The 25223-nt window shown below is 55.3% G+C and carries 12 protein-coding genes; 9 read left to right on the top strand and 3 right to left on the bottom strand.

Going from position 1 to position 25223, the window contains the following annotated elements; translation table 11 throughout:
* Position 1: 1 nt before the first annotated feature.
* From BM113_RS09055 to BM113_RS09040, 4 genes are read left to right on the top strand one after another with little or no spacing between them, the layout of a single operon-like run.
* Positions 2-838 (top strand): hypothetical protein, encoded by an 837-nt coding sequence (locus BM113_RS09055; protein ID WP_089787276.1) that lies wholly within the window; start codon positions 2-4, stop codon positions 836-838.
* A 32-nt stretch (positions 839-870) separates the two neighbouring features.
* Complete coding sequence (locus BM113_RS09050; protein WP_245758009.1) at positions 871-6369, top strand: DEAD/DEAH box helicase; 5499 nt, start codon at positions 871-873, stop codon at positions 6367-6369.
* 26 nt (positions 6370-6395) lie between these two features.
* Positions 6396-11846: a DEAD/DEAH box helicase gene (locus tag BM113_RS09045; protein ID WP_089787272.1), complete on the top strand. Its 5451-nt coding sequence runs from the start codon at positions 6396-6398 to the stop codon at positions 11844-11846.
* Positions 11839-13815: a phospholipase D-like domain-containing protein gene (locus BM113_RS09040; RefSeq protein ID WP_089787270.1), complete on the top strand. Its 1977-nt coding sequence runs from the start codon at positions 11839-11841 to the stop codon at positions 13813-13815. The genes BM113_RS09045 and BM113_RS09040 overlap by 8 nt, the downstream gene beginning before the upstream one ends.
* A 1086-nt stretch (positions 13816-14901) precedes the next feature.
* On the opposite strand, the gene BM113_RS09035 is transcribed toward BM113_RS09040, so the two are convergent.
* Together BM113_RS09035 and BM113_RS09030 are read right to left on the bottom strand one after the other, a co-directional pair.
* Positions 14902-15189, bottom strand: coding sequence for a hypothetical protein (locus BM113_RS09035; protein WP_245758008.1), 288 nt, complete (start codon positions 15187-15189; stop codon positions 14902-14904).
* Positions 15190-15422: 233 nt separating this feature from the next.
* Complete coding sequence (locus tag BM113_RS09030; RefSeq protein WP_089787266.1) at positions 15423-15776, bottom strand: DUF7344 domain-containing protein; 354 nt, start codon at positions 15774-15776, stop codon at positions 15423-15425.
* Between the two features lie 422 nt (positions 15777-16198).
* On the opposite strand from BM113_RS09030, the gene BM113_RS09025 reads away from it, so the two are divergent.
* The 5 genes from BM113_RS09025 (at position 16199) to BM113_RS09005 (ending at position 23717) form a co-directional block, all read left to right on the top strand.
* Positions 16199-17377, top strand: coding sequence for a DUF5797 family protein (locus BM113_RS09025; RefSeq protein ID WP_177209135.1), 1179 nt, complete (start codon positions 16199-16201; stop codon positions 17375-17377).
* A gap of 254 nt (positions 17378-17631) precedes the next feature.
* Complete coding sequence (locus tag BM113_RS09020; RefSeq protein WP_089787263.1) at positions 17632-20535, top strand: DUF6884 domain-containing protein; 2904 nt, start codon at positions 17632-17634, stop codon at positions 20533-20535.
* A 97-nt stretch (positions 20536-20632) separates the two neighbouring features.
* A complete protein-coding gene (locus BM113_RS09015) occupies positions 20633-21667 on the top strand; it encodes a tRNA-guanine transglycosylase (RefSeq protein ID WP_089787261.1) in 1035 nt (344 codons plus the stop codon).
* Positions 21664-22560 (top strand): hypothetical protein, encoded by an 897-nt coding sequence (locus BM113_RS09010; RefSeq protein WP_089787260.1) that lies wholly within the window; start codon positions 21664-21666, stop codon positions 22558-22560. The genes BM113_RS09015 and BM113_RS09010 overlap by 4 nt, the downstream gene beginning before the upstream one ends.
* Complete coding sequence (locus tag BM113_RS09005; RefSeq protein WP_089787258.1) at positions 22560-23717, top strand: BREX system ATP-binding domain-containing protein; 1158 nt, start codon at positions 22560-22562, stop codon at positions 23715-23717. Before BM113_RS09010 ends, BM113_RS09005 begins: the two co-directional genes overlap by 1 nt.
* A gap of 264 nt (positions 23718-23981) precedes the next feature.
* On the opposite strand, the gene BM113_RS09000 is transcribed toward BM113_RS09005, so the two are convergent.
* A complete protein-coding gene (locus BM113_RS09000) occupies positions 23982-24761 on the bottom strand; it encodes a hypothetical protein (RefSeq protein ID WP_143095817.1) in 780 nt (259 codons plus the stop codon).
* Positions 24762-25223: the final 462 nt, after the last annotated feature.

The following is a 25223-nucleotide window of genomic DNA, read 5'->3' as shown; positions in this document are numbered from 1 at the left end:
AATGAGCGAATCGAAATCACTACCGACGGCCGTTGACGCTCTCGAAGACAAGGCTCGAGAACACAAGCAGGCACAGAACACGCAGTATCACGTCTCGGTCGCGCGGCACAACATCAGCGAGGTGAACGACGAACTCGACGACCTCGCCGAGCGCCTTCGAGACCTGAAATACTACAAGAAAGTGCTTGAGGAGGCCTTCGACGGTTCCGCGCCATCGATGACCAGTAGTGCGGTTCAGGTGGCAGAGAAAGCGGTCGAGGTGACTCAAGAGGATCTACTCGAGAACGTCCAGAGCGACGATATGGGCGAGGGAGACGCGGAACTCGACGATCTTGGCGCAGACGGTCAGAGCGACCTCGAAGTCCAGCTGACACCGGACGTCGAGACCCATATCGAGCAGATTCGCTCGGCGAAGAAGCAGGTGAAGAACGTCACCGAGACCATTGAGAGTCAACTCGACAGCAAGCGCAACGATTGGAGTACAAAGGTCGCGGCAGCGGAAGAACTCCAGAAGATCCTCGGTGGGCAGGACTCGGACTTCGCGCGTACACTCAACCACATGCACACGTTGCTGACGCGAGAGTTGATGGACTCGAGCGGAAGCGCCACGAGCTTCGTATCAAAGTGGGATAACGCCACCAGCGACTGGGAGAAACATCAATCGCTCCAGAGCTTCGACGACTTTCAAGAGAAACACGACCTCTCAGACTCCACGATCGAGGACGTAAAGACGCTCAGTAAGTCCCAACAGCTTACGTTGGCTGATGTCTCGCTCGACTCGCTCGAGGAGATGAAACGCGTGGATGAACTGGAATCGGCGGTGGAGCTTAACCTGTAACGATGAAGGACCCCGTCGCCAGCGCGGAACAAATGCAAGCCGCATACCACGACTACTTTATCGGTCGTGGTGGACGGGCTGCGCGTAGCGTCGCTAATCGCCTGGCGGACGGCGAGGACGACATCACGGGGATGCGCGGCCCCTACCTTCAGGCACTCGACATCCCGAACTGGAGCGGCCGTTCGTGGGACGCGTTCGCCAGGTCGGCACGTCTCGAGCCGCATATCCGCCGGGCTTTCTCGAAAATCGGCTTCGAACGACTCTACGACTTCCAGGAGCGTAGTATCGAGGCCATTCTTGAGGGAGATGATACCGTCATTACTGCCGCGACGGGACGAGGAAAAACTGAAGCGTGGCTCATTCCCATCCTCAACCGCATCCTCGAAAACAAACGGCATGGTGACGGGGGTGACGATACGAGCGTCAAGGCCACGCTCATCTATCCGACGAAGGCGCTCGCACAGGACCAGTTGAAGCGCCTCCTCCAGTACCTCTACCTCATCAACAACCACCTACGGTCGGAACAACAGATTACCGTCGGTATTTACGACGGTGATACCCCGCGGAATGTCGGCGAATCAGGCTCCGAAGGGTACCTCAATGCGACCTTCCGTCACTTCGAGTGCCCTGGGTACAATGACGAACTCGACAAATGCCAAGACTGCGGTGGTGGTGTTCGGATCCGAAACACCGGCGCTCGGTTCAAACTCATCCCAGAGAAAGCGCACTGTGAAGACGATGATCCGCACGACGTTCCGCTCGATTTCCTGCGGCTAACGAAGAACGACATCCTCGAGAACGGCGTTGACATCCTGCTCACAAACCCGGACACGATCAACTACCGACTCATCAACACTAACGCCGAAGACGAGCACGAGCGGTTCGTCTACGAACCTGAATTCCTCGTCTTCGACGAGGTCCACACCTACGACGGCCTGTTCGGGAGCTACACGTCGACGCTGATGAAGCGAATCCAGTCGCTCCGCGAGGAACGCGGCCTCGATGACTTACAACTCGTCGCGAGCAGTGCGACCGTCGAGAACGACGTCGAGTTGTTCCAGAAGGTTAGCGGTGCCGTCGACGTCAAACAGGTGAGTGAGTCACCACGCGACCTCGATGGGGAGGTTCCGGACGATGTTCCGGAAGAGCTAACGTCGCACAGTCTGTCCGTCGACCGCATTCTGCGTGCGACGGCCGCGCCGGACGACGTTGTTCCGGGCCTCGATGCGTTCGACTACACGCTGGAGGATGCATCGAGTTACGACCGTGACCGCCGGGAGACGCTAGCGAGTGACGCTCTCTTCGATTACCTCACTGAAGCCGAGGACGACCCCGGCGCACAGGTCGTTCGCTACGTCCACCAGTTGTTGTACGATGGGCCACTCACGCGGTCCCAACTACACGACGAGTTAGCGACGACGCTGAATCTCGACGCCGATGAAGCATCGAAACTGGTGGCGAACGTCCGGACCCTCGGTGAGTTTTCCGGCATGCTGGAGAACCGAAGTCACGTGTTCTCTTGGCCGATCGACGGCTTCTATACGTGTCCATCGTGTGACGCAACGTACCGCTCCCCACAGGACGACTGTAACGAGTGTGGGTTCGACTTCGTCACGCGCTCTACCTACTGCCGACACTGTAGCGACGAACACCTTGTCGGATGGTACTGTCCAGGCTGCGACCAACTAGAGCCGTACACGCCAACCGAACACGGGACGATCGACCAAGACGAGGAACACGTCTGCCGCCGATGTGAGGTAGCGCGCGACGATGTCGTCCAGATGGTTCGTACGACGTTCCAGCCGTTCCTCGAGTGCCTCGACTGTGGACTCCGAACCGAGCGAACGACGACCCGTGACTGTCCCGAGTGCGGTTCCAAGACCGTCAGGACCGACGATGAGACGTTCACCTGCGTTAATCCGAAGTGTGAGTCGGCTCACGAGATTGAGCGAGTCTGCGATAACTGTGACGGGACCGACTTCGGGCTAGCTACTGTTGCGAGTCGATTCGATTGCCCGGAATGTGGCGCGACTTACGAACACCCCGAGCAGGCCCCTGACCAGTGCGTCGACTGTGGTTCCTCACTCACCTCGACGAGGTTCCTTCCCTGGGTCTGTGGGAGCGACGATTGTAGCCGGATCCTCTTCGATGATTCCCCTGATCAATGCGACTGTGGCTCATCGTCGTTCGTAAAGCGCGGACTCTTCGAGATTTACGACGACCAACACTGCCGTTCGTGTGAGACGGCATTCCTCGGCGACGAGGGCTGCAACTGTGACGATCCGGACATCCATCCGCGGACCGGTCATCATCAGGCCTACAAGACGATCGACACCAGTGGGCGGATTCACACGATGAGTTCGCAGCCGTCGGCTGTCCCGTGCCCGCATCCGTATGCCCGGTACGAGATTGACCGCCGGTTCGACGAACTGATGCGAGGACCGAGCAATCTCGCGGTGACCACCTCGCAGTACATGTTGCGCCGCGTCGCCGACGAGGAGGGCCAACAGGCGGCGAAGCTCCTGTCGTTCGCTGACTCTCATCGTGACATGAAGGAGCTCAGTCGTGACTTCTCGGAACCAGAGGTCGAGACCCTTCTCGATCAACTGTTAATCGAAAGTGCGTCGTCCCATAATGACGGGAACGACTGGACACCGTTTAATCAGGTCCTCGAGGACGCGGCGAACATCGTCGACGAGGTAAACGATGCACTGGAACCGCCGCGAGTCGCGAGGAGTGTCGAGTTTGACCTGAAGTCACGATTGAAAGATCAGCCCCGAAAGCGCTGGGACGACGATGACGCGCTTCGGGATCGACTCACCCGACGCGCACTCGAACACACCTACAGCCAGCGTTTGGGCGAGCGGGACGGCTCCCTCACCGAAGAAGGACTGCTCGATGTCCGCTTTGCCCCAGGTCTCGACGAACTCGATGGTGATGAGCGCGCTATCGTCCGCGAACTCGCCGACGAGGGCAATGACTATCGTGTCGCAAACTTCGACCATCCGAGTCCCGACAGGCCCGCCGAAGCAGTCGTCGACAAGCTGGTTGACCGCAATATCCTCTCCTACGGGCACTCTGATGACTACGTCTCGTTCGATCCGTCGGCGCTCGCTGTTACGGTTGCGGGCGACGGTGATGGTATTCGGTTCGACCCTGATACTGAGCGGTACTACACGACGCTCCAGCACCAGTTTGGTCTGGATACGCAGTCCACTGTTCAGTCCGGAACGTCGCTCGCCGAACGTGCCTCGACCTCCCATCCCCGGTTCACACAGCGTGCCCACCGTGCCGAATACTCAGAGACGCGGATTCTCATCTCTGAGGAGTATCTCGGGGCGACGAATAAGCGCAAACGTCGGGAATTAGAGTACCTCTTCCGCGAGGAGAACTACCCCCACCACCTCTCTTCGGGACCGACGATGGAACTCGGGGTCGACATCGGTGACCTCGACGCACTCCTGCTGTACGGGACGCCGCCGAACATGAACGCGTACCTCCAGCGGGTCGGGCGTGCGGGGCGCAGCTCCCATTCTTCGATGGTTCACTCGGTCAGTCAGCGCAACCCGATCGACTACTACTACTACGACCACCCGGACGAACTCATCGACACCGATCCGACTCCAGTACCGCTCAACGAACACAACGAGGAGGTCCTACGCGTTTCGCTGTCGTGGGGGATCTTCGACTACGTGGCGGCTAACTTCACTATTCCGTGGGACGTCAGTCGACACGGTCGCGCGCGGTCGATCGATGGTGGAGATACCTATCACCGTCGGAGCATGCTCGACGAGAGCGAACGTGACGACGCCAGTAAACTGACCCACGTGATGTCCCTCGGTGCCGACACGCTATCGCTCGGTGGCGACGACTCAAAACTCGACGTACTCGGCGAAGTCGTCGACGACTATGAACGAGACATCGCCGACTACCTTGAATCTCTCCTCGACTACCGCTACTGCGAAGAATGTGAGCGGCGGTATGCTACTGACGACGACCGCGAAACGTGTACCAACAGTGACTGTGATGGAGAAATCCTGCACGCTCAGAGCGAGTTCGGCCACCTTGTCGACGACGTTCTCGCGAACTTTGACGAGCGCTACATCACTGGATACCGCGAATACAAACGGGGACTGGAAAGTGAGTTGTCCAACCTGAAACGACGTAACTCTCGGTTGCGTCGTGACCAGCAGCGGGCCGGGTCAGACGAACGAGCACGCATCATGCGCGAACGCCGGGGCCTCAAGGACCGCATCGAGGTTCTCGAGGACTACCTCTCTGATCTAGGTGGTGCGAGCTACTTCGACTTCCTCAGAGAGTCCCGTGAAAGCAAATACGACTTCTCGATGCGGAGCGTCGCCACGACGGCAGGTCTGTCCCTGGTCGACGAAGGGTACAACCGCCGGAACGTCGGCGATCAGGGGAGCGGCCGCGCGATGCAGATGGCGCTCTCAGAACTCCACCCCGGTGCCGCCTACCTTGACGGCGGGGAGACGTACACCGTCTCGCGCGTCCGACTCGACGACAAGGCTAGCTCGGACCTCCGGGATACCGTGAGCGAAGCCGTCGACGGAGATCACCTGGCCGAGGAACTCGTTTGCCCGGCGTGCCACACCTCGCACGACCTCGACGCTGACGGGTGTGATTGCGATAACGATGTACCGCTCAAGCGACGCCGACTGGCGGTACTCGATTCGGTCGATGCCTACCACGACAACCTCAAACTGACCGCAGAAGGTGACGAAGCGCGCTACCTCCACGACGAACCGAACAAACCGATCCAGAACACGTACGCCGAGCGGGAGACGTCGATACTCGAGTTCGACTCTGAACGGACGTTCGAACTCCAGGATGCCGATGGCGATCCTCTCGGGACGATCGAGTACGGCGATTACTCGGTTCTGCTGCACACGAAGAGCTACAAGACGAAGTACAAGTCCGGTGAGGTCGATCCGAGGCCGACAGCCTTCGAGGTATGCGGTGAAGAGAACTGTCCAGGCGTCATCTATCGTGACGATGACGACGAGCGTCGGTGCAGCGCCGACCCTGACCACTTCCCTAACGGCCGCGGTGCTGACTCCGAGTTCATTCGCCTTGGATACCAGTACGACACTCAGGGTGTCCGAGTTGACCTCAACGACCGCGACCTGTCGCACACGTTGGCTCACGGCCTCCGAGTCGCGCTGCAATACCTCGGCGGCGTCAACATCCGTGACCTCGCCGAATATGTCGGCGAGGATCACGTAGACGTCTTCGAGTCTCAAGAGGGCGGGTCCGACGTCGCGCGACTCCTCTTCGAACGGACGGACGGAGAGTTCCGGGCGTTCCACCGTGCAGTCGGGCTTATGCGCGATCAGTTCGACTGTGACTGCGAGAACGGGTGTCCGTCCTGTCTCTACCAATACGGCTGTGACGTCAGGAACGACCAGCGGTCGTTCGACCGAGAACGTCTTCGAGACATCCTCGCCAACGGTAGCGTGATCATTCAGCCGATCACGAACCACGAAATCGACGAACAGCTCACCGACTGACCAACATCCCACACAAATTGCCACCGATGGATTTCGACCCACTCGAACTCGCGAACTCGATGCGCGAATCGTACGCTGAACACTACGCCGGCTCCCAACCACAGCGAGCCGTCAAGAGCCTCGTCTCGCGGTACCACGACGGGTCTGGCGAGTCACTGGAGGAGGACCTTCCTGAGTTCATCCGGACGAAAGGCCCCTTCCTCCAGGTGCTGGACCTTCCACGGATGAGCGACACCTCTTGGGAGACGTTCGCCAGTAACCAAGGCCTCCACGACGATGTCACCGAAACGTTCTCTGAGGCCGGGTTCCGATCCCTGTATGAATTTCAGGAGTCAGCGGTCGAATCGGTTCTCGAGGACCACCACACGCTCCTGACCGCAAGTACGGGTCGGGGAAAGACCGAGGGATGGCTCATCCCTATCCTTCAGTTCATTACTGAGGCAAAAGCGGGTCAGCACGACGACCATCCACCAGACAGCGTCAAGTGCGTCCTCACATACCCGACAAAAGCACTCGCACAGGACCAGTTGAAGCGATTGATCGACTACCTCTTCACGCTCAATCGAGATCGATCGTCGGACGAGCAAGTGACCGTTGGTATCTACGACGGTGACACTAAGCGTCGCGACCCCGACGAACTCGCGTACCTCCAGACCACGTTCCAATACTTCGACTGCCCGTGCGACGAGTGTGATTCGTCGCTGACGGTTAGGCAGCGTGACGACGACTCGTTCGTCGTCGAACCGATGGTGGAACACGAGGACGACCTCACGTTCGATTTCATCAATGTCACTCGTGACGCCATCGTCGAATCGCCAGCGGACATCCTGTTGACGAACCCAGACACGATCAACTACAGGCTCTTCAACGTCAACGGTGACGAGGAACAGCAGCGCTTCGTCGCCGAGCCGAAATACTTTGTGTTCGATGAGATCCACGAGTATTCCGAGCTCTTCGGTTCGTTCACGTCGACGCTCATGCGCCGGTATATTCGAGAGCGGCAGGAACTCAACGGGTACGAGAGTGAGGCAGACGACGATCTCACCATCGTCGGTGCGTCGGCGACCGTGGAGAACAAACGGACGGTCTTCCAGCGCATCAATCCGTTCGTCGACCCTGACATCGAAGTTGTCGAAGAAGACGAGCGTACCCTCGACGCACCGTTCCCCGTCGACATCCCCGACGAATTTGTTTCGGCAGAAATGAGCGAAGAGGAGTTACGTGCCGGGGACACCGATGCCGCGAGGCAAGCACTTGACGCAGCTGCCGTAAAGGATGGTAGTGAGGACGTTGATGATGCGCTCTACGAACATTTAGTCGAGGACGAAGGTGGGCCCCTTGAGTTCGTCCGCGGGATCTACGCGGCGCTCCGTGAGACCCCACTTCGGCCAGTCGGTCTTCGGGGCCGCCTGATCGACGAGGCTGGGCTTTCTGAGTCCCAGGCGGAGACAGTCGTAGCGAACTTCATGACTATCGGCGAGGTGTCGGGCATTCTCGAGCGCCGCGCCCACTTGTTCAGCTGGCCGCTCGACGGTTACTACACGTGTATTAACTGTGGGACAGTCTACGACACCCCGCAGTCGTCCTGTACTGAGTGCGGCCACCACTTCGTGACGAAACTCTCGTTGTGTAACGAGTGTGGTGAAGAGTCGCTTGAATCGTGGTTCTGTCCAAACTGTGAGCGCCTCGCACCTCATACCGTCACGTCGGAAGAAGGCCGTTTCGAGTATTTCCAACGGAGAGAATGTCAGTGTGAGACCATCGACGGCGAAACACCGGAGATGGTTCGAGTTTACTGGCGACCGTACTACGAGTGTACGGACTGTGGCGAGCGTCAGAAGATTGACCATCAGCATGACTGTCCCGACTGCGACGCCTCGATGGTCCTCGACGATTCGATGGAGAAGCACGTTTGCACCAACCCAGACTGTGACGGCGAACTCACGGTCGAGGAAGCACGGGAACCCGAATGTCATTCCTGCCGTTCCACTGCGTTAGAGCCGCTTGCAGACGAAGATGTTCAGTATTGCACCGAGTGTGGAGAAGTCTATGAAGATCCGGAGGGTCAGGAGTGCACTACAGACGACTGTGACGGCGAACTCACGCCCAAACGGTTCCTCGGATGGACGTGTAGCGACCCCGGGTGCGACGAAGTGTATTTCGGTAATCCACCCGCGTCGTGCAGTTGCAATAAACGGAAACTCGTTCGATCCGCGCTGTTCGACATCAACATGGTCGACGAGTGTCAGTCCTGCGGGCACGAGTTCCTTCCTAACGGTCCACACAACTGCAACTGCGACGATCCCGAGATTAGCCGCCGGGCGAAGGGCTACGGGAACTTTCGGATGGTAGACGATAACGGACGAATCAGGGAAGCGAGTAACTTCTCCGGCGGACTGCCGTGTTACCACGAAGATCGGCGAGAAACCTACGCGAAGAACCGGCGATACGACTCGATGCTCCGTGGTCCGGCCAATGCTGCTGTGACGAGCGGGCGCTATTTGTTGCGTTCACTGGCAGATCGTGACGATCCCAGTACCTTCGGAGAATCGAAGATGCTCTCGTTCGCGGACAGCCAGTCCGACATGAAGGAACTCGAACGGAACTTCCGCGAACCCGAAGAGTCGTTCTTCTTCGACCAGTTGTTCGTAGATAGCGTCAGCTCGGAGGCTGACGAATCGGGTTGGGCAACACTGTCCGACGTCGTGGAGTGCGGAGTAGACGATGCACACCAGTACGAAGGGCAATTAGTCGGTAAGGACGGTAACGCCCCGCAGATGTACGAACATCTGACCGGCTACGACCAGTCGGTCGACGAATACCTGACAGAAGAATTGCTATCTCGCGTCTTTGAAGGTAAGTACAGTCAGCGTTACCGCAGTAGCCAGCTTAGCGACGAGGGGCTGGTCGACGTTCGGCTGGACGCCGGACTTGACGAGCTCAGCGAGGGCGAGCGTGAGTTACTCGTAGAGGCAATCGGTCAGAACCACCATTATGAGCCGAATCTGGTGGACGAGATCGAGAACGGACACGACCATCTCGACTCCCTCGTCGATCGCGGTATTCTACGTCGCGTCGAAGAGGAGGGGAGTCGGTTCGTCATGGTCGACGAAGATGCGGTCGAATGTGCGGTCGTCGACAACGTGACGCCGACGAACTACAGTCCGAGCCAAGAGGAATACGCGACCTCGCTCGAAGTCACTCTAGGGCTCGCACCGGATGATGTCATCGAGTTCGGAACGACGATAGAGGACCGGTCGGAGTTCTCTCACTCCCACTACTCCCTGACTGCTCAACAGGTTTCGACGTCCGACCCGATGATGTTGCTCGCGCGGGCATACTACGGTGAGACCGACCGCGACGAGCGGCGAAAACTGGAGTACCAGTTCCGACAGGGGCGGTATCCACACTTCCTCTCGTCTGGGCCGGCGATGGAGTTAGGTGTCGACATCGGCGACCTCAACACGCTCCTCCTGTACGGGACCCCGCCGAACGCCAACTCGTATCTTCAGCGAATCGGACGTGCGGGTCGGGCTTCGGGCAATTCCCTCATTCACTCGGTCAGCCAGCGGAACCCCATCGATTACTACTACCACGAACACCCAGAGGAACTCATCGCGGCCGACCCCCAGCAGGTTCCGCTCAACGAGGTGAACCACGAAGTGCTCCACCAGTCGCTTTCGTGGGCCGTCCTCGACTGGGCTGCGACGACCCGATGGGTCCCATGGCGCCGCGAACAGAGCGGTCTCGAAGACCTCATCGTCTGTGGCAACGAGCCAGTACCGCGAACGGAGCCCCGACCGAACGACGTGATGACGTTCACCGGGGTGCTTTCGTCCACGAACTTCCAAGTCCAGAGTTGGAACGATGATGCTCCGCTTGAAGCACTTCGGAGGCTCCTCGACGAGAACCGGGACGAAATCGAGCAGTGGTTGGAGGACCTCCTGTCGTTCAGCGTTTGTTCAGCGTGTGGCCGAAAGCACGCCGCTGGCTACGGCGGGGTGTGTCAGCGTAACGACTGTGACGGTGTCGTCGAGTCGGTTCTCGATAAGCATGGGGACATCGTCGAAGGGATCCTCGCCGGAACCGAGGACAAACAGAGCTTCGAGGAGACTATCGTCGATCTCTATCGCGACCAGCAAGACGACATCTACGACGACATCGATGAACTTGACGAGGAAGTAAGCGATCTACGGCGAGAAGAACGGAATACTCGCGACCGCGACGAAAAGCGCCGCCTACGAGAACAGCGAGAGCAGGTCGAGCGTCAACTCGACCAACTGAACGACTATCTCGACCGACTTGAGGACATGGACTTCGGTAGCTATCTGAACCGGGAGAGTCCTGCTGCGTTCGGATTGCGGTCGGTTGGTAGCTCGGTCGATTACCAACTCGTCGGTGAAGACTTCGAGCACGTCAGCGACGGGTCACGCGAGCGCCGCATCGCTCTCTCTGAACTCCATCCTGGCGCTGCGTATCTCTACGACAGCGAGACCTACGTCGTGACACAGGTGTACTGGGAGCCGCTGGAATCCGCACGCATCACTGACGACCTCGAAGATGCGGCTATTTGTCCGACGTGTGCTTCCGAGTACGATAGCGACACTTCCAACTGCGAGTCGTGCGGGACGCGACTGAAGCCGCTCGTCACTCAGGTCCCGGAAAGAGTGATTGCGTACCAGCACGATCTCCCGCTCAGTTCGACGCCGAGTACCCAGCAACTTCAACCCTCGACGGTCTACCAGAACGATACGGAACCCCAGAGCACGTACGCTCCCGTCGAAACCGATGCCGGCGATTCGTTCGAGGCGACGTTCTCCCGGGACATCATCGACGAAAACGGGACCGTCCACGGACAGTTCGAGTACGGTGACGTCACGCTACTCGCCTCGACGAGCAAATACTGGGCGACCTACAAGGACGGTGGAGCAGACCCGTTACCGAACGTGTTCGAGATGTGCGGTGTCGACGGATGTAACGGAGCAATCGCGAAAACCGGAGACTCGGCATACTGTACGAACAACGTCGAACATCCGGTCGATGAGAGCGAGGCTGTCCGGCCCGCAACGAAGTTCTCTACGAAGGCGGTTCGGGTACGCTTCGACAGCGAAGAACTCGAACACGGCTTCGCTCACGGCCTCCGAGTCGCACTCCAGTACATCGGCGGTGTTAGCGTCAGGCAGGTTCCGGAATCCATCGAGGACGAAGGAACACTAGTCTACGATTCCGACGAAGGCGGAAGCGGCATCACCGTGCTGCTGACCCAAGATGACGGAGAGAAATTCGAACGCGCCGTCGAACTCATGCGTGAGGCGTTTTCACCGGACGAGTCGAAGTGCAACTGCGAGAACGGATGTCCGTTCTGCCTCTACCAGTATGGGTGTGTAGAGCAGAACGACCCCGAATCGTTTGCAAAGGACGAACTGCTAGACCTGCTATCTCACGACCTTCACCTCGAACCAAGGAACCATGAGTGATCCACTCAACGCCGCGAACGAACTCCGAACACAGTCACCTGAGCGCCTCTGGGCGCTTTCAGCGGAGAGCGTGTACTCTGCACTCGCCGCAACAGCAACTGGGGAGTCGATACAGGAACGGCTCGAACCGCACGTTCGGACTGAAATTGTCAGAACGAATGACGAACGAGGCCGCGATCCCGTCATCTTGATACACGAGTGGCTGCTCGACGAACTCGGTCTCGTCGACAACGGCACCATTTCCCTACTGGGAATGGTAGTGCTAATATCGGACGAGCCACAGCCGTTCATCCGAACAGCTACTGTCGCTCGGCTTCAGCCAGCTGAGATGGTGCTTCGCTCGTGCAACGAGATTGAGGAGGACAACATCCCGAGACGCGAACTCGACAGCCTGCTCGCCGACGAGTGGGATGAGACCGTTCTTGCTCCCCTCTTAGGGTCACTCGGGTTCATGACTATCTATCCCGACAGCGTCGACCTTAATCGAGAACGGATCGGCAGTTCGTTGTCGGCCCAGCAGACAATGTCTACTGAGACCGTTGTTGCAGAATCCTATCGCGACATCCTCTCTTGCGTCTTCGAGTCTGCGGACGCAGCCTGTCTAGAAGACCTCGTGCAGCGATTGATTGGAACAACTCCGACGAAGGGAGAACTGGAGATGGCCGAGGTAGCAAACCTCGCCAATACGGAAGCGATCACAGTCGATGAAACGGAAGTCGAAGACGCAGTCCGTAACCAGCGGCAGGAATACAAGAACGAATTCGACCAGGTACGGTCACTGCTGGTGCCATCCACTGAGGCCGACTTAGAGAGAGTCAACACGGACCAGTCGATCGGACTCGACGATGTGTCGGAAGATGCGGACCTTAGCGCTGATGAACGGGAGGCAGCTCTCAAAGTCGTCGCTACTGTTGCGGCATACCCTGTCCTGGCGACGTTCGACGTGCACTTCGTTACTGAGCGGTGGCCGAGCATAACACCGTACTCTCTCTACCAAGCACTTTCATCAGTTCCGGGAGTGAAGTGTGAAGTTAGCGATGGCCTCGTCGAATTTGAGACCGTGCCAGAAGCTGTCGATGTCGAGGCTGTACGAGACGAATACACGAAACACCTCGTAGAACGCTGTTCGGACCTTCAGAGTCGTATCGACTCCCTCTCTCAAGAGACGGTGTCACTCCCACCAGACCCCGTTGCGACCGAGTCGATGGTGGTTCAAGACTACGAATCGATCGACAGCGGGGCGATCGCGCCGACCTACTTCACCTACACGCTCGTCGATCCGGACGCTCTCGGAGAACAGAAGATGGACGCCTACGTCAGAGACTCACGAGGACTCGGCAGAGAACGGGCGCGTCTCCGCCGCTGGCATGAGAGGCGCTCGTCGGGACTGGAATCGTACACTGCAATGACCGACCGCTTGTTCAGCCTCGGCCTCGAGCGCGACATCGAGGACAAGGTTTTGCGCATCATGACACCGTTCGACGACGATACGTTCAATGAGTACGTGGCTCAGATTCGTCGTCTTCTCGAACATGGCTTCGAGTTGCGTTTGCTCACTCGCCATACGAAGGAACCTTGGGAGTGGCGGCGGCTTCAACGAAACCTGCTGAGCGAGATCAAAGAACATCGTGATCGAGTGACGGTGCGTACCTATTCGCGGTTCAAGCAACACCAGCGTGTGACGCCCAATATGGACTTCCGCGACCTCAATGAGATCGGGATTCATGGCAAACTCCAGACGGTCGGTGCACCGGAGGAAGGGGCAGCACTCCTCGGGTCTGCGAACTTCATGGAAAACAGTTACGACTGGAACCCCGAATGTGGGATCTACACCGAACGAACGCAGTTTGTCGATGCCGCGATCGAATTCTTCGACATCGTATGGGACATCTCGGCGGCTGACGAATTATCGATTGAGCGGTTGCAAGAGATTCCCGATCACCAGCTAGTACCAACGTACTATAGCTAGACCTGTTCGGCCTAACAAGCGCATTTGGATCTCTACCTAAGAAACATACGTTAGTATATAAGTTGGTGCAAATATGTAGATAGCCCAACTGGCGACTGAAGTTCTTCGCAAGTTGGCTCAGTCGGTTCGTCGCCTTAATGGCTCATAGGCATGGGTTCTTACGGACTCAAAACCACCCTCACGACTCCACGTTTTGCTATATAAGAGTATTAGAAACGATAATATACCATCTAATGGCGAGAGAAAGCGTGAGAGATTTCGTCGATTTTTGCCATTGCCGACCTCACACTTTCTAAGGAGTTTATAGAAGACGAAATAGGATTTGGGTTTTTGTTTCCCACTAGAACTACCGAAAGACGGTGCTGGTGACAAATATAGCTTCTCGGGATGACACAAATGTGTGCAACCTGCCCACATCGGTCTAAAAATCGCAGGCCATCGAGACGACTCTGAAATCATCCAAATGATATTCTGTGTATCATCCTCCATATTATAAATAATATTACCATTATGCAGCACGCTTGGTACACATCATGGGAGAATTTTTACTGTAATGTGGGCAGATTGCCCACAGAGTTCCAGAAATCGCAAGACGAAATCCGAAACACAATATTCAAAATCAGACATGCGCTAGGTAACCTACTACACATAAGATGGTTTTTATAACTCAAATTTAATACACGACCAGAATAGTTTGACTGATTATCCTAATGTGGGCAGGTTGCACACATTCCTTGAGAATTGGGGGACGTGGCAAGAGGTATCGTATGAAAATTCTGGTATTAGGATGTTTGTCAGTGTTACATAAACCCCAATACACTTTTGGCCGCCAAATTGAACTCCATCTGTTATTTCTTCGTTTTCAGACCCCACTGCCATTATTAACTCGTAGGTTCTGGCGAATCGCCATACTGCAAGGGGTCTAGTGTGTTGGAGTCATCGTGAGAACGTCTAATTGGTTCGCCAACACGGATCCTTCGAGATTGCACACAAGAGCGTTCCAGCGTAACGCTTTGAGCGACGTGGTTTCCTACCGAAAGTCGCCGCTGCCCAGTAATTCATCAGAGCCAACTCGTACAAAACTGGTCATTCGCACCAGCAGCGAACTCGACTCTCATCCTCTTCGGTTTCGACCTCACACGTGAATGAATCTCCTTCAGGGAACATGATGAATCGATCTTCTTCAACGTTTTTGACGCAGTCAACGCCCTCTATCTCCCAATTCGCATCTTCACCATCCTCCCACGTGTAGTAGTCATTCTCACCTTCAACTGCAAAATCAAGGATCCCAGATCCACTCCCGAGAATGTGTTCAACTTGTTCCAGCGTGGTTGACTGAGATATTCTTGGCATGGTCGAGTGTTCTGTGTTCACACAAATTAATACCGGCTACTTTGGCGGTGCTGTGTCACTATTTCAAAAGGGAAGTTCGTGCCACCGATGGAGGATGGCAACTCCCAAGCTTCCCAGGTGGGGACGACGTAATTCCAGAGCATACCGCGCATCCCACTACGCGGTAGGCCGTCGTCCACTGGATCAAATGCGGTCAAGAGATAAAGATATTGGCCGCGTAGACTGGTGACTTACTTTATTCTGAAGAGGTGACCTTAGACCGAGATGGCGAGTTGAGCGAGCACAGAGATCGATGCGTACCTCTGGAGACAGGGGGTTACCACTACCTCCTTCGCTGATTCATCGTACTCAATCAAGCCCCTCGCGCTGAGTTTCGGGAGGTGCGTTTGAATCAGTCCGTTGTAGGCTGATTCGTAATCGCCTGTACTGACCTGCGTGGGTGGCGTGCCGGTCTCTATTCCTCGAATGACCCTCGCGATGTGACGGACTGTTACAGAGGCGTTCTCCTCGAACAGAGAGAGGTACCGAATGAGCAGGTTACGCCGTTCGTTGCCGAGGAGTTTGTGCACCGAAGCCGGTTGGGTGTCGACGTCACTCTTAGCTGCCATTCTTCTCCACCTCCGTTGAGGGCAATGCGATAGTTGCGTCTACTATTCCATCGTCGGACTTTTGCGAATCGTCCTCGACTATGTACATGCTGTCTGCTCCAGACAGCGCGGGTTCGGTGTCTTCACCACCGGGCCCACTTCTGTGGACCACCGCGCGTCAAAAACGTGTAGGTCGAGAACCGTCTTAACCGTAGGTAAATTGGCTCAGTGGCTAACAAACCACGCTTTGAGTTCGCCTCTCTTGGAGGATCCTGATTCTGTCGAAACACTCTCCAGTTGCTAGGAATGGTATGCTGAATACAGCGCGTTTGGTCAGTAAGAAGTCATCGTTTGTTTCAGCCGGTTAGAACAATGCGGTCGTTAGATAGCCGTGCATCTATAAGAAGGAAAACAAATTTCTTGATTGACTCGTATCGATGCGTATGCCCAACCCGTACAATGTCCTCGGAATAACAAAAAATGCAAATGAGGTAGTTGTTGAAGCTGCATATCGAGCGCTGGTAAAGGAACACCATCCAGATCAGGGTGGAAGCAAGGAGCGTTTCCAAGAGATTCGGGATGCGTACAAGCAGATACAGAATGGTGACCCAACTGCTGGTACTGCGGACGGTACAAGTACGTTCAGTGGGTTTGCTCGTGGACTCGCGGCGCTCGGTACACCCGTTAGCGTAGCGTCGATAGAGGGCACGCTTGCAGATGACTTGACAGTCGAGAAGGGCCCGCTGCGCGTGTCTCTTATCGGACTGTTCCGAACCGACATCGAACCACTCGCTTGGCCTCATGAGATTGATTCTATCCAGACTGAGGACCGGTTTCTCTGTGTAACTCGCATCGAGAACACTTCCGAGTACGTGCAAAAGTGGAACGGGCTCAGTAAAACGAAATTCGTCGGGAGTGACGGGCAAACGTATTCACCGACTCATGATTTAGCATCGACAGAAACAGATATTCCGCCCAGTGTAGACCAACGTGATACGCAGCTATCTCCACAGTTCTCCACCAACTACAGTAAACTTGAACCGAAATCATGGACGCTTGGGATAACGGTCGCACCGAACCTCCACGGGCAGGTGGATATTCAGCGGGTGTCTTATACTCATAGTGTATTTGAGGGGCATCAGACCGATGGGGTTGTGAAGGAAAAGATTCGATATGAGTTCTCGATCACTCCGGAGAGGCAGCAGCAGATGCTTTCGCTTATCGCGCAGGAATTGATGGACGAAGTCCCAGAAGAAACACCGTTGCAAGCGCTCGCGTCTGTGGAAGACACCCCGGCTTCGACGCAGACTACGGAGGACGATTCACAATCTACGCAGAGTGGTTCTGAGTCGCAGCAGGTACCGGCACCAATGACAGATGACTCTGGTTCGGTGAGTGCTGGTTCTTCGGCGAGACGTGAGCTCTCGGAGCAGGAACAGGAACGAGTGGCAGATATTGTTCGCTTGGCGCCAACATCGAATGGGGAACTTGCTTCTTCTTGGGGTCTCGAGACAGGAAAAGAGGCATGGGAGTACCTTTCTCAGCATCTGGAGGACTACTACCATCGGAACAAAAATAGTCGTATTGAGCCGACGGAAGAGGCAGTTCAGATAGTTGAATAACCAATCTGTACTTAGTGATTCTCCCGACGATCGATGACGTCCTACTCTATAACCGACATGTGCGCTCTATACAGCACGACCGCTAATCTCCATCACCTGCTGTGGGTTTCAACAAGACCAGAAAAGCCCACCTCGGGCTCGGGTACGTCCTAACGTGATAATATTTTCATCCGTTCCGGAACTACACTTCGACGAAGCGGAAAGGGAGATTCATAAGGAGGAACCAACTTAGCGTAAGACGGTGAATAGAATCTGTGAGATTTTACGTTCCTGAGTGGGACGACGCGGTCGATTCCCACTACGATTTCCGACACGACGAACTCTCTACTCTCGACCGTCAGGAGCGGGATCTAGATTACATCTGGGACATTTTCGAGCGCGACACAACCCCGATCGATGGCGTGCTAATTTCGCGTGAACAAGTCGAAGAGACGACTCGCAAAGCAAATCGTCTCGCCGAGTACGGGGTCTACGATGACCCGGTGTTGTCCGTTCCAGAATGGCTTCCTACGATCAGCGACTGCGGCGCGTGGGGCTACAAGTCACTCCCGTTCCCTCCGTACGGGAACGCCGAGATGCTCGACTTCTACGAAACGCTGGAGGTCACAGTCGGCGTTACTATCGATCACCTCGTTTTGGGCTCGGGGAAAGACAAGGGTCGTCTGTACCTCGACGAACGCGCCTTCCATACCGATTTCAAGAAGAGTGACATCCCAGACGCACTGACTGACGTCGTCGATTTGATGGTCGACGAGTGGCCCAACGAATGGCCTACTTACGTCGAGGAGTACGAACCGACCATCTGTACTCAATCGAAGAAAGAGGTCGAGGCCTTTGCTCCAGAGGACTTCCAGGGTGACGTCGATACGGTACTTGCGCGATTGGCTCGCGATCCCAGAGCGGTGTACCGAGAGGACGACGCAGCATTCCGCTACGAGCTTACTCTCCGGAACGCTCAGGAGATGTACGACCTGTACCACCGAGGTAACTACCCGTTCCGGCTAATGGTAGCGATCCAGGGCTGGAACCCCGAGACGTATATCGAGGCCACGGAAGAAGTGCTCGACATTGGATACGATTATCTCGGTATCGGTGGCGTCGCTGGCAGTCCCATCCATGACGTCAGGCAAATCGTGAAGGGCGTCGGAAAGTCTGTAAAGGAGTTTGAACGCGAGAATAACACTCGCATTGACTCGCACGTCTTCGGGTTTGCGAAGAGCGAAGGATTCGAGACGGTCGGTCGATCGGGGATGACCAGTTTCGATAGTGCGAGTATGCTCCGTTCGGCATGGACAGGAGGGCAGAATTACCGGCTTGACAACAACGAGCGATACGACGCGATTCGGGTGCGTTACCCATCTAACCGCGATTCTCTTGCAGAGGCCGTGGAGAAGTCCCTTCGAGGCCGCGAGACGCTAGTTGCGTTGAGAGCCTTCGATTCTGAGGAACCCATCGTTGACGCGCTCTATGAGTGGCAAAAGAAAGCAGAAAAGGTCCTTCCAGCCACTCGAGAATATCTGCGTGAACACCGTCACGACGAGCAATACGACGCTTCGCTACTCCAAGAAGTCGAAACCGCTTTTAGAGACGATTTCGAGTACGCCCGAGAGCTACAAGCGAGTTTCAGCGACAATCTTCGAGGAAAGCTGGTCAAGCTTCTTCGGAAAGACGATCCCGAGGACCCGGTTAGCTTCGAAGAGTATTCTGATCTACTAACCGTCGCACAGCAGGAGTTCGAGCCTTTCCCGCGTATGACTACCATCCTTGAAAACGACGATCCTGAAACTACTTATGACGCGATTTGGACCGTCGTTCGCGATTACGCGACGTGGATCGGCGACGAAGACCTCTTAGAAGAGTACCAGCGTACACTGCAAAACCGACCTTGGGAGAAGTGCGATTGCTCGATCTGTACCGAGAACAGTATTGAGGTCTGTATCTTCCGTGGTAACGACCGCAACCGTCGACGTGGATTCCATAACACCCGACGGTTCTACGACGAATTCACCGACGAGCTACCGAAAATCCTCATCGGAACTCGAGGTACGGCATCTCTGAACGGCTACGAAACTATCGAGGACTACCTTCGAGCCGAGCATCCTGACTTCTGGCAGCAGGTGCATGATCTCCCAGTTGCCGAAGTTGGCGTTTTGGACGCCGGCGGTGTACGAGAGTGGTGGGACAAGACCCCCACCGGCGTTTCGCTTGCCCGGAGTCGCATGGCTGAAAACCTTGGTCAGCAAGCAGAGCGATACCAGAAGGTGTTCCTCCACACACCTGACGGAGAAATCGACGAGCACATCGTAGATGCCGTGGAGGAAAGTAACTGTACAATCCAGACGTTCCAAGATCCATCGAAACTGCGCCAGAATGCTTTGGAAGCGTGCGGAGAGAATTACATAGCTGGGGATGACTTCCTGCCTCACCCACCCAAAATCAACGTCCAGGATGGGCTCGACATTTTGGTTATCGACCAATGTTCTGGCTCGAAGGACATCCCCGAAGGTGCACCCGTCTTCGATGATAAAGAGACGCTCCAATTCTCGAGAGAAGAGCTCTTGGAGCGCGATAATGTTCCTGCAATCAACGCCAAGGATCTCTACACGGGCCGACAGCAGGAGTTCGTGAAGGAAGCGGTTAGACGGCTCAAAGGAGAAGGTCACGATGTCGAGCGGTACTTCATAAGTGCAGGCTTCGGCCTCGTTTCCGAGGACGAACCGTTGCCGCCATACGAAGTGACGTTCAGCTCGATGGGCGTTGCCGACATCAGGGAGCGATCTAAACAACTCAGCATTCAGGCCGACTTAGAGCAGGTGCTGAACGAGTCAGACTACGATGTAGTCTTCTTCACTCTCGGGAAGGATTACTACACCAGCATTGACATCGATAATATGGTCCAGGACGTTCGTTCTGATCGTATTGGAGTCGTCTTCAACCGGGAACTCGTCGACGACCAGTTCGATAATATCGTGTCAGTGCCTGCCCGCACAGAAGACGCGAAAAACCACGGCACAATCGTAGTAGGGTTGAAAGGACACTATATGAAGAATTTCGCACACCGTATAGACAGTGTCGAATCACTGGAACCTGAAGCGATTGAGGGCCTCTGTCGTCGTGTAGAAGAGGAACCTACTCAGATGGCCTTCGAGAAGTATTAGACGAGAAATTACTAAGGCGAACCTCTATACTTCACCTCTTCTGATCGTCTATCGCCCCATTATCTAAGTAAGATAACAGCATATCCGAGCGGGAGGGATGCTGTACAGACAACGGAAACTCGATCTTCCCCACGGAGAACTGGATACACCAGTTCTCTTCCCAGTTAGGAACGTGGGGAAGCGATCGAGTGATAACACTCCCAAGTACGTCGGCACTATCCCGGAGTTTTCCGCGGCGATGATTAACGCTCGATCGATACGGAACCGGGACCCGATGTGGAATCGGCTAACGAATGGTGTGACCCTCCGCGAAGAGATGGACGTTCCAGAAGACACCATCATCTTCGCTGATAGCGGTGGATTCGATTTTTCGGAACAGGAGATCGACACTACGCCGGAAAAGACGATCAAAACTCAACAGAAATTAGATAGCGACATACACGGGACAATTGACATCCCTTTGTCCAGAGAAAACCGTGCAGCAGAGAATCAACGGCGTATCGACCGAAGCATCGAGTTTGCTCTCGAGGCAAGTGATCTCCATACTGGTGATGCTCTACTCTTCGCGAGCGTTCACGGGTACGATCCAGAAACGATTCGTAACAATATCCAGTACCTAGAGAACCGCGGAGATTTTGATGGATATGCACTCGGGAGCATGGTGCCGATCCGGACAGATTACAAAAAGGTGACAAAGTTGGTACTTGCTGCAAGAAATGCGACGGAGAAGCATCTACACGTCTATGGTCTCGGCGGATTAGTCTATCAACCACTTTTACTTTATCTCGGTGTCGATAGTTTCGATTCGTCGGCGTTCATCAGAAGTGCCGGCAATCGTAATTACTTGATACCTGGTTTTGGAGGGGAAGAACTCCACAACATCGAGGACTTAGATCGGTTGCCTTGCCCCTGTCCGATCTGTGGTCAACGGAGTTTAGAAGACATTCGGGAAGACCGAACTGCACTCACTCAGCATAACCTCTGGGCGCTTGCAACGGAGCTTCGACGGTTCAAATACATAGCTGAGTCTGATCGGGATGTCGAGAATTATCTCGATCTTCGCTTCCAGGGCAACGAAGTTACTAGACGGGCCTATGAGACCGCAAAACAGCAAGTGAGGAGGCTCACATGAGTGACGAACGAGCGACGATCCGTCCAGTCACACTGAGTCGTTTGGTTGAACTCACACATGCCTGTGAAGACGACGAGAAAACGACAGAGGATCTCGAGACCGCTCTCGATGTAAGTCATCGGCGAGCGCGAGAAACGGTTCTAGAAGCGAAACGAATCGATCTGCTGGACGAACGCGAATCAGATGACGATTCCTATTACGGGACCACCGCTATCGGCGAAGCCTTCTTAGAGGCGATTCGGGATGAGAGCTGGCAGCAGGTGAGTTCAATCCTCGCAACTCGTAGCCCCCACTACGGAACATTTCTCGAGGTTCTGGAGCGACTCGAACCTACAGACCTCGATACCCTTCTGGAGAGCCTGGAAGAAGACCAGAAGTATACACCCTATTCCTTCAACCAGACCGGCATAGAGGTCGTCGGCGACTGGGCCGAACGATTAGGTCGCGTTCAGCGGAATGCCTTCACTGGGAGCTACTATTTGACCAGCCAATCCAGCATTCCGGACAACTTCCCTTTCGTGGTGCTTGACGCTTATGACCACCTCGAACAGACAGCAGGCGTAGATTTACGACAGCGCTATCTGTCGATACCGCAACTTCGGGAGGAAGTCTGTGAACGAATTGGATGTTCACGTGCGGGTTTCGACGAGGCACTAGTCGCTCTCTGCCAGCAAAACGTCGGCAAACTCGAGCTTTCGGGAGCTCCGATGGATACGGAGGCTAAAGATTCTGCTCTCGGAATCAAGCGGATTTCCGTGGCAGATGAGGGAACGTTAGTCTCCACGTCGCAGTCGACACAGCAGGTGATGTCTGGCGTTGAATTGTACGACAAACAATACTACTACCTCGCGGTCCACGACCGCGACGTCACGTTCCACCAGGAGGATACATAATGGCCGACGCATTCGACATTTCAGACGAACAGCAAGATTACTCACAGTACGACCTCGAGGCCAATCCGTTTCCGTACAGCCCGGTTCCCGCAGAGGACCCCGAAATATACTGTGGTCAACAACACGTCTCCGAAAAGATTAGTTCCACAGTCTCCACGATGCTTTCGACTGGAAAGTCTAAGCATCTCGTTATCACTGGGAAATACGGCAACGGAAAGTCGCATACGCTCAAATATACCCGCTCTCTGTTACGGGACCGGGACGATGTCGTCGTTGGGTACGTCGCTCAACCGGGAGAGGGCTTTCTCGACATCTATCATGAGTTCGTGTACGACCTAGGTTTCAATCGAGTCCAAGAGTTGGCCTACGAGTACCTCGCCTCGGTTGCTCGTGACGTCACAGATGCGAATCCAATTAGCGCGAGCGCAATGAAATCGCTCATCGATGAGGGAGACGTCCTTCTCTCTGAGATCGTCCCGGAGGCGGTTCGACGGTTAAGCGATGTGACTCACTTTGCCGACTTTGCTCGTGCGATCGTACACATGGTGTACGAAGACACCAACCTCTATGCTTGGCAGTGGTTGACCGCAGAGGGTATCCGGTATGAGCAGCGCAAGGAGATGGAAATCCACAGCGCACTCGATGACGATACGATGGGCGTCCGGGCGTTCACCGCTTTCAAGAATATGCTACTCGAACTCGGTTACACTGGCGTATTCGTTTTCGTCGACGAGTTCGAGAGTATCGCACGTCTCAGCCCAAAGAATGAGCAGGCCACGCTCAACAGTATTCGACACCTGATGGACCAGAATAGTTCCGGGTTGTGTATGTTGTTTGGCTGTGCTCCCGAGGTCTGGCAAGACGTCATGAGTGAATATCATGCTTTTAGCGAGCGGATCGGCGAGGAGGTCGCTCTGAAACCCCTCACAAACGAGCATCTGAACGACCTGGTATCAGACTACCTCAGTCGAGAACGCAATGGGCCGACCGAAACTTCTTCGATCGACCCGTTTACTGATGAAGCGTTGGATGTGATCCTACAACGTTCACAGGGTAACGTTCGCCAAGCCCTTGCTATCTGTAGCCGCGTATTGGACTCTGCTGTTGAGGAAAACCAAGAGCGGGTCACACCCGAATTCGTTCAAGAATCAATGTGAAACGGGGCCTACCGAACGAACATCCACTAGTTATGGGGTTTCTGTCCCTCAAGCCATTTTGAACCGCGTCGAGGATGGGCAGTTTCAGAAGGAGAAACACATCCCGCTAGGTTCATGGGCACTCTGACATCAATACGGCAGCCAGACCGTATGATCCGATACATGCATACGCCTACGTATATTTCGGAAACTCATCTTCATTTGTTCGATTCACCAAGATCAATTTCTCCCAATAGAACCGTAGATCAGCAGGAGGCGTAGCGGTCAGACTCGAGTAAGAGCTTCGTAGCTCTCGTCGTCTGCGAGTTCGTAGAGGCGGTCGAGGTCTGGGTCGGGCACTTCTATTCTCGCCTCATACTCGCTATCTCCCCAAGTGGCACCGAGAACGGGTCGCACCATAGCGCGTACGTGCTCGTAGTCTTCGGGGTCAAGCGCTTGGAGATCGTGGTCGTTTTTGATTTGCTGCACGTCGTGTTGCCATCCAGCGTAGGGTTTCTCGACGTCAATGCTGACACGGGTGCCGTCAGCGTGAGTGAGGAGGTCAACGATTCCACCACGACCGTTGAGCAGTTTCTGCGTGATGACTTCGGTCGCGCTAGTGACGTAGCGATCGACGAGATCAACGACGGCGGATCCAGGGGTGGAAGCCGACACACCGACATCGCTCAGACTTTTTTTGATGTCCATGCTGGCGACCGGGACCTTTGCTGACTCGATCGGGACGATACGCGGCCTTTGCGTCGCGACTTGTTGAATTTTGACGTAATAGCTGTCTATCGTCCCCTGCGTGTAGCCCGTCCCCTGAATGTAGAGGGCGGCGTCAGGATCAACGTACCAACCACTGGTACTGGAGAGAGCAGACAGGTCCACTTCAAGGTCGGATCCTTGCTCGACTGGGATCTGGCCCTGGATTTTGTACTCTGGCTCGTTTACAAACCTGTTCTCGATCTTGGTTGCGTCGAGTTCCACCGGTAGCTCGAGGGGGCCTCCACCATCGTGGAAGCCGTGATCGTCAGCGGGGGATGATGCGTTTGATTGACTCATCGTAAGTGGAGATTTTGATTGGTCCGGTAAATACCCTAGCCCACTGACGAATCCTCTTCGATCACTCGCATCTATAGTTAGAAGGAGATGAGAGGCAATATACGGCGAGAATATGTGAATATAGGTTTTCCTATAGGATACGATATAGGGCCATCTATAGGTTTTTTGTCGCCTTGTCGCTGACCGCCTCACGCGTTGCTTCCATAACTTCTGGTGCCGCGGTTCGAAGTCCAAGCCGAAGCGCAAGCCGAATAACCTCGCTCCGATCAACATCCCCTTGGTCGACATCAAGTTCGTCCTGAAGACGATGACCAACGTCATCCAGATGTTCGGGATGGTTCTCGAGAGCTCGAACTAATGCTGCCATCATTGGTCTTTAGCTAAGCCTCAGCGGTCGGTTGGATGGTGGTAGCGAGCTGTTCTTGAAGGATCGGTCGTTGCTTGTGGATCTTCTGAGCGTCT

The organism is Natronobacterium haloterrestre (genome assembly GCF_900112205.1).
GTDB lineage: Archaea > Halobacteriota > Halobacteria > Halobacteriales > Natrialbaceae > Natronobacterium > Natronobacterium haloterrestre.
This window is presented reverse-complemented; position numbering and strand designations above follow the sequence as displayed.

Excerpts from the sequence above, each read along its gene's own strand:
- BM113_RS09015 (WP_089787261.1), top strand. The coding sequence starts at position 20,633 with ATGCTGTACAGACAACGGAAACTCGATCTTCCCCACGGAGAACTGGAT.
- BM113_RS09000 (WP_143095817.1), bottom strand. The coding sequence starts at position 24,761 with ATGAGTCAATCAAACGCATCATCCCCCGCTGACGATCACGGCTTCCAC.
- BM113_RS09030 (WP_089787266.1), bottom strand. The coding sequence starts at position 15,776 with ATGGCAGCTAAGAGTGACGTCGACACCCAACCGGCTTCGGTGCACAAA.
- BM113_RS09025 (WP_177209135.1), top strand. The coding sequence starts at position 16,199 with ATGCCCAACCCGTACAATGTCCTCGGAATAACAAAAAATGCAAATGAG.
- BM113_RS09055 (WP_089787276.1), top strand. The coding sequence starts at position 2 with ATGAGCGAATCGAAATCACTACCGACGGCCGTTGACGCTCTCGAAGAC.
- BM113_RS09045 (WP_089787272.1), top strand. The coding sequence starts at position 6,396 with ATGGATTTCGACCCACTCGAACTCGCGAACTCGATGCGCGAATCGTAC.
- BM113_RS09050 (WP_245758009.1), top strand. The coding sequence starts at position 871 with ATGCAAGCCGCATACCACGACTACTTTATCGGTCGTGGTGGACGGGCT.
- BM113_RS09005 (WP_089787258.1), top strand. The coding sequence starts at position 22,560 with ATGGCCGACGCATTCGACATTTCAGACGAACAGCAAGATTACTCACAG.
- BM113_RS09010 (WP_089787260.1), top strand. The coding sequence starts at position 21,664 with ATGAGTGACGAACGAGCGACGATCCGTCCAGTCACACTGAGTCGTTTG.
- BM113_RS09040 (WP_089787270.1), top strand. The coding sequence starts at position 11,839 with ATGAGTGATCCACTCAACGCCGCGAACGAACTCCGAACACAGTCACCT.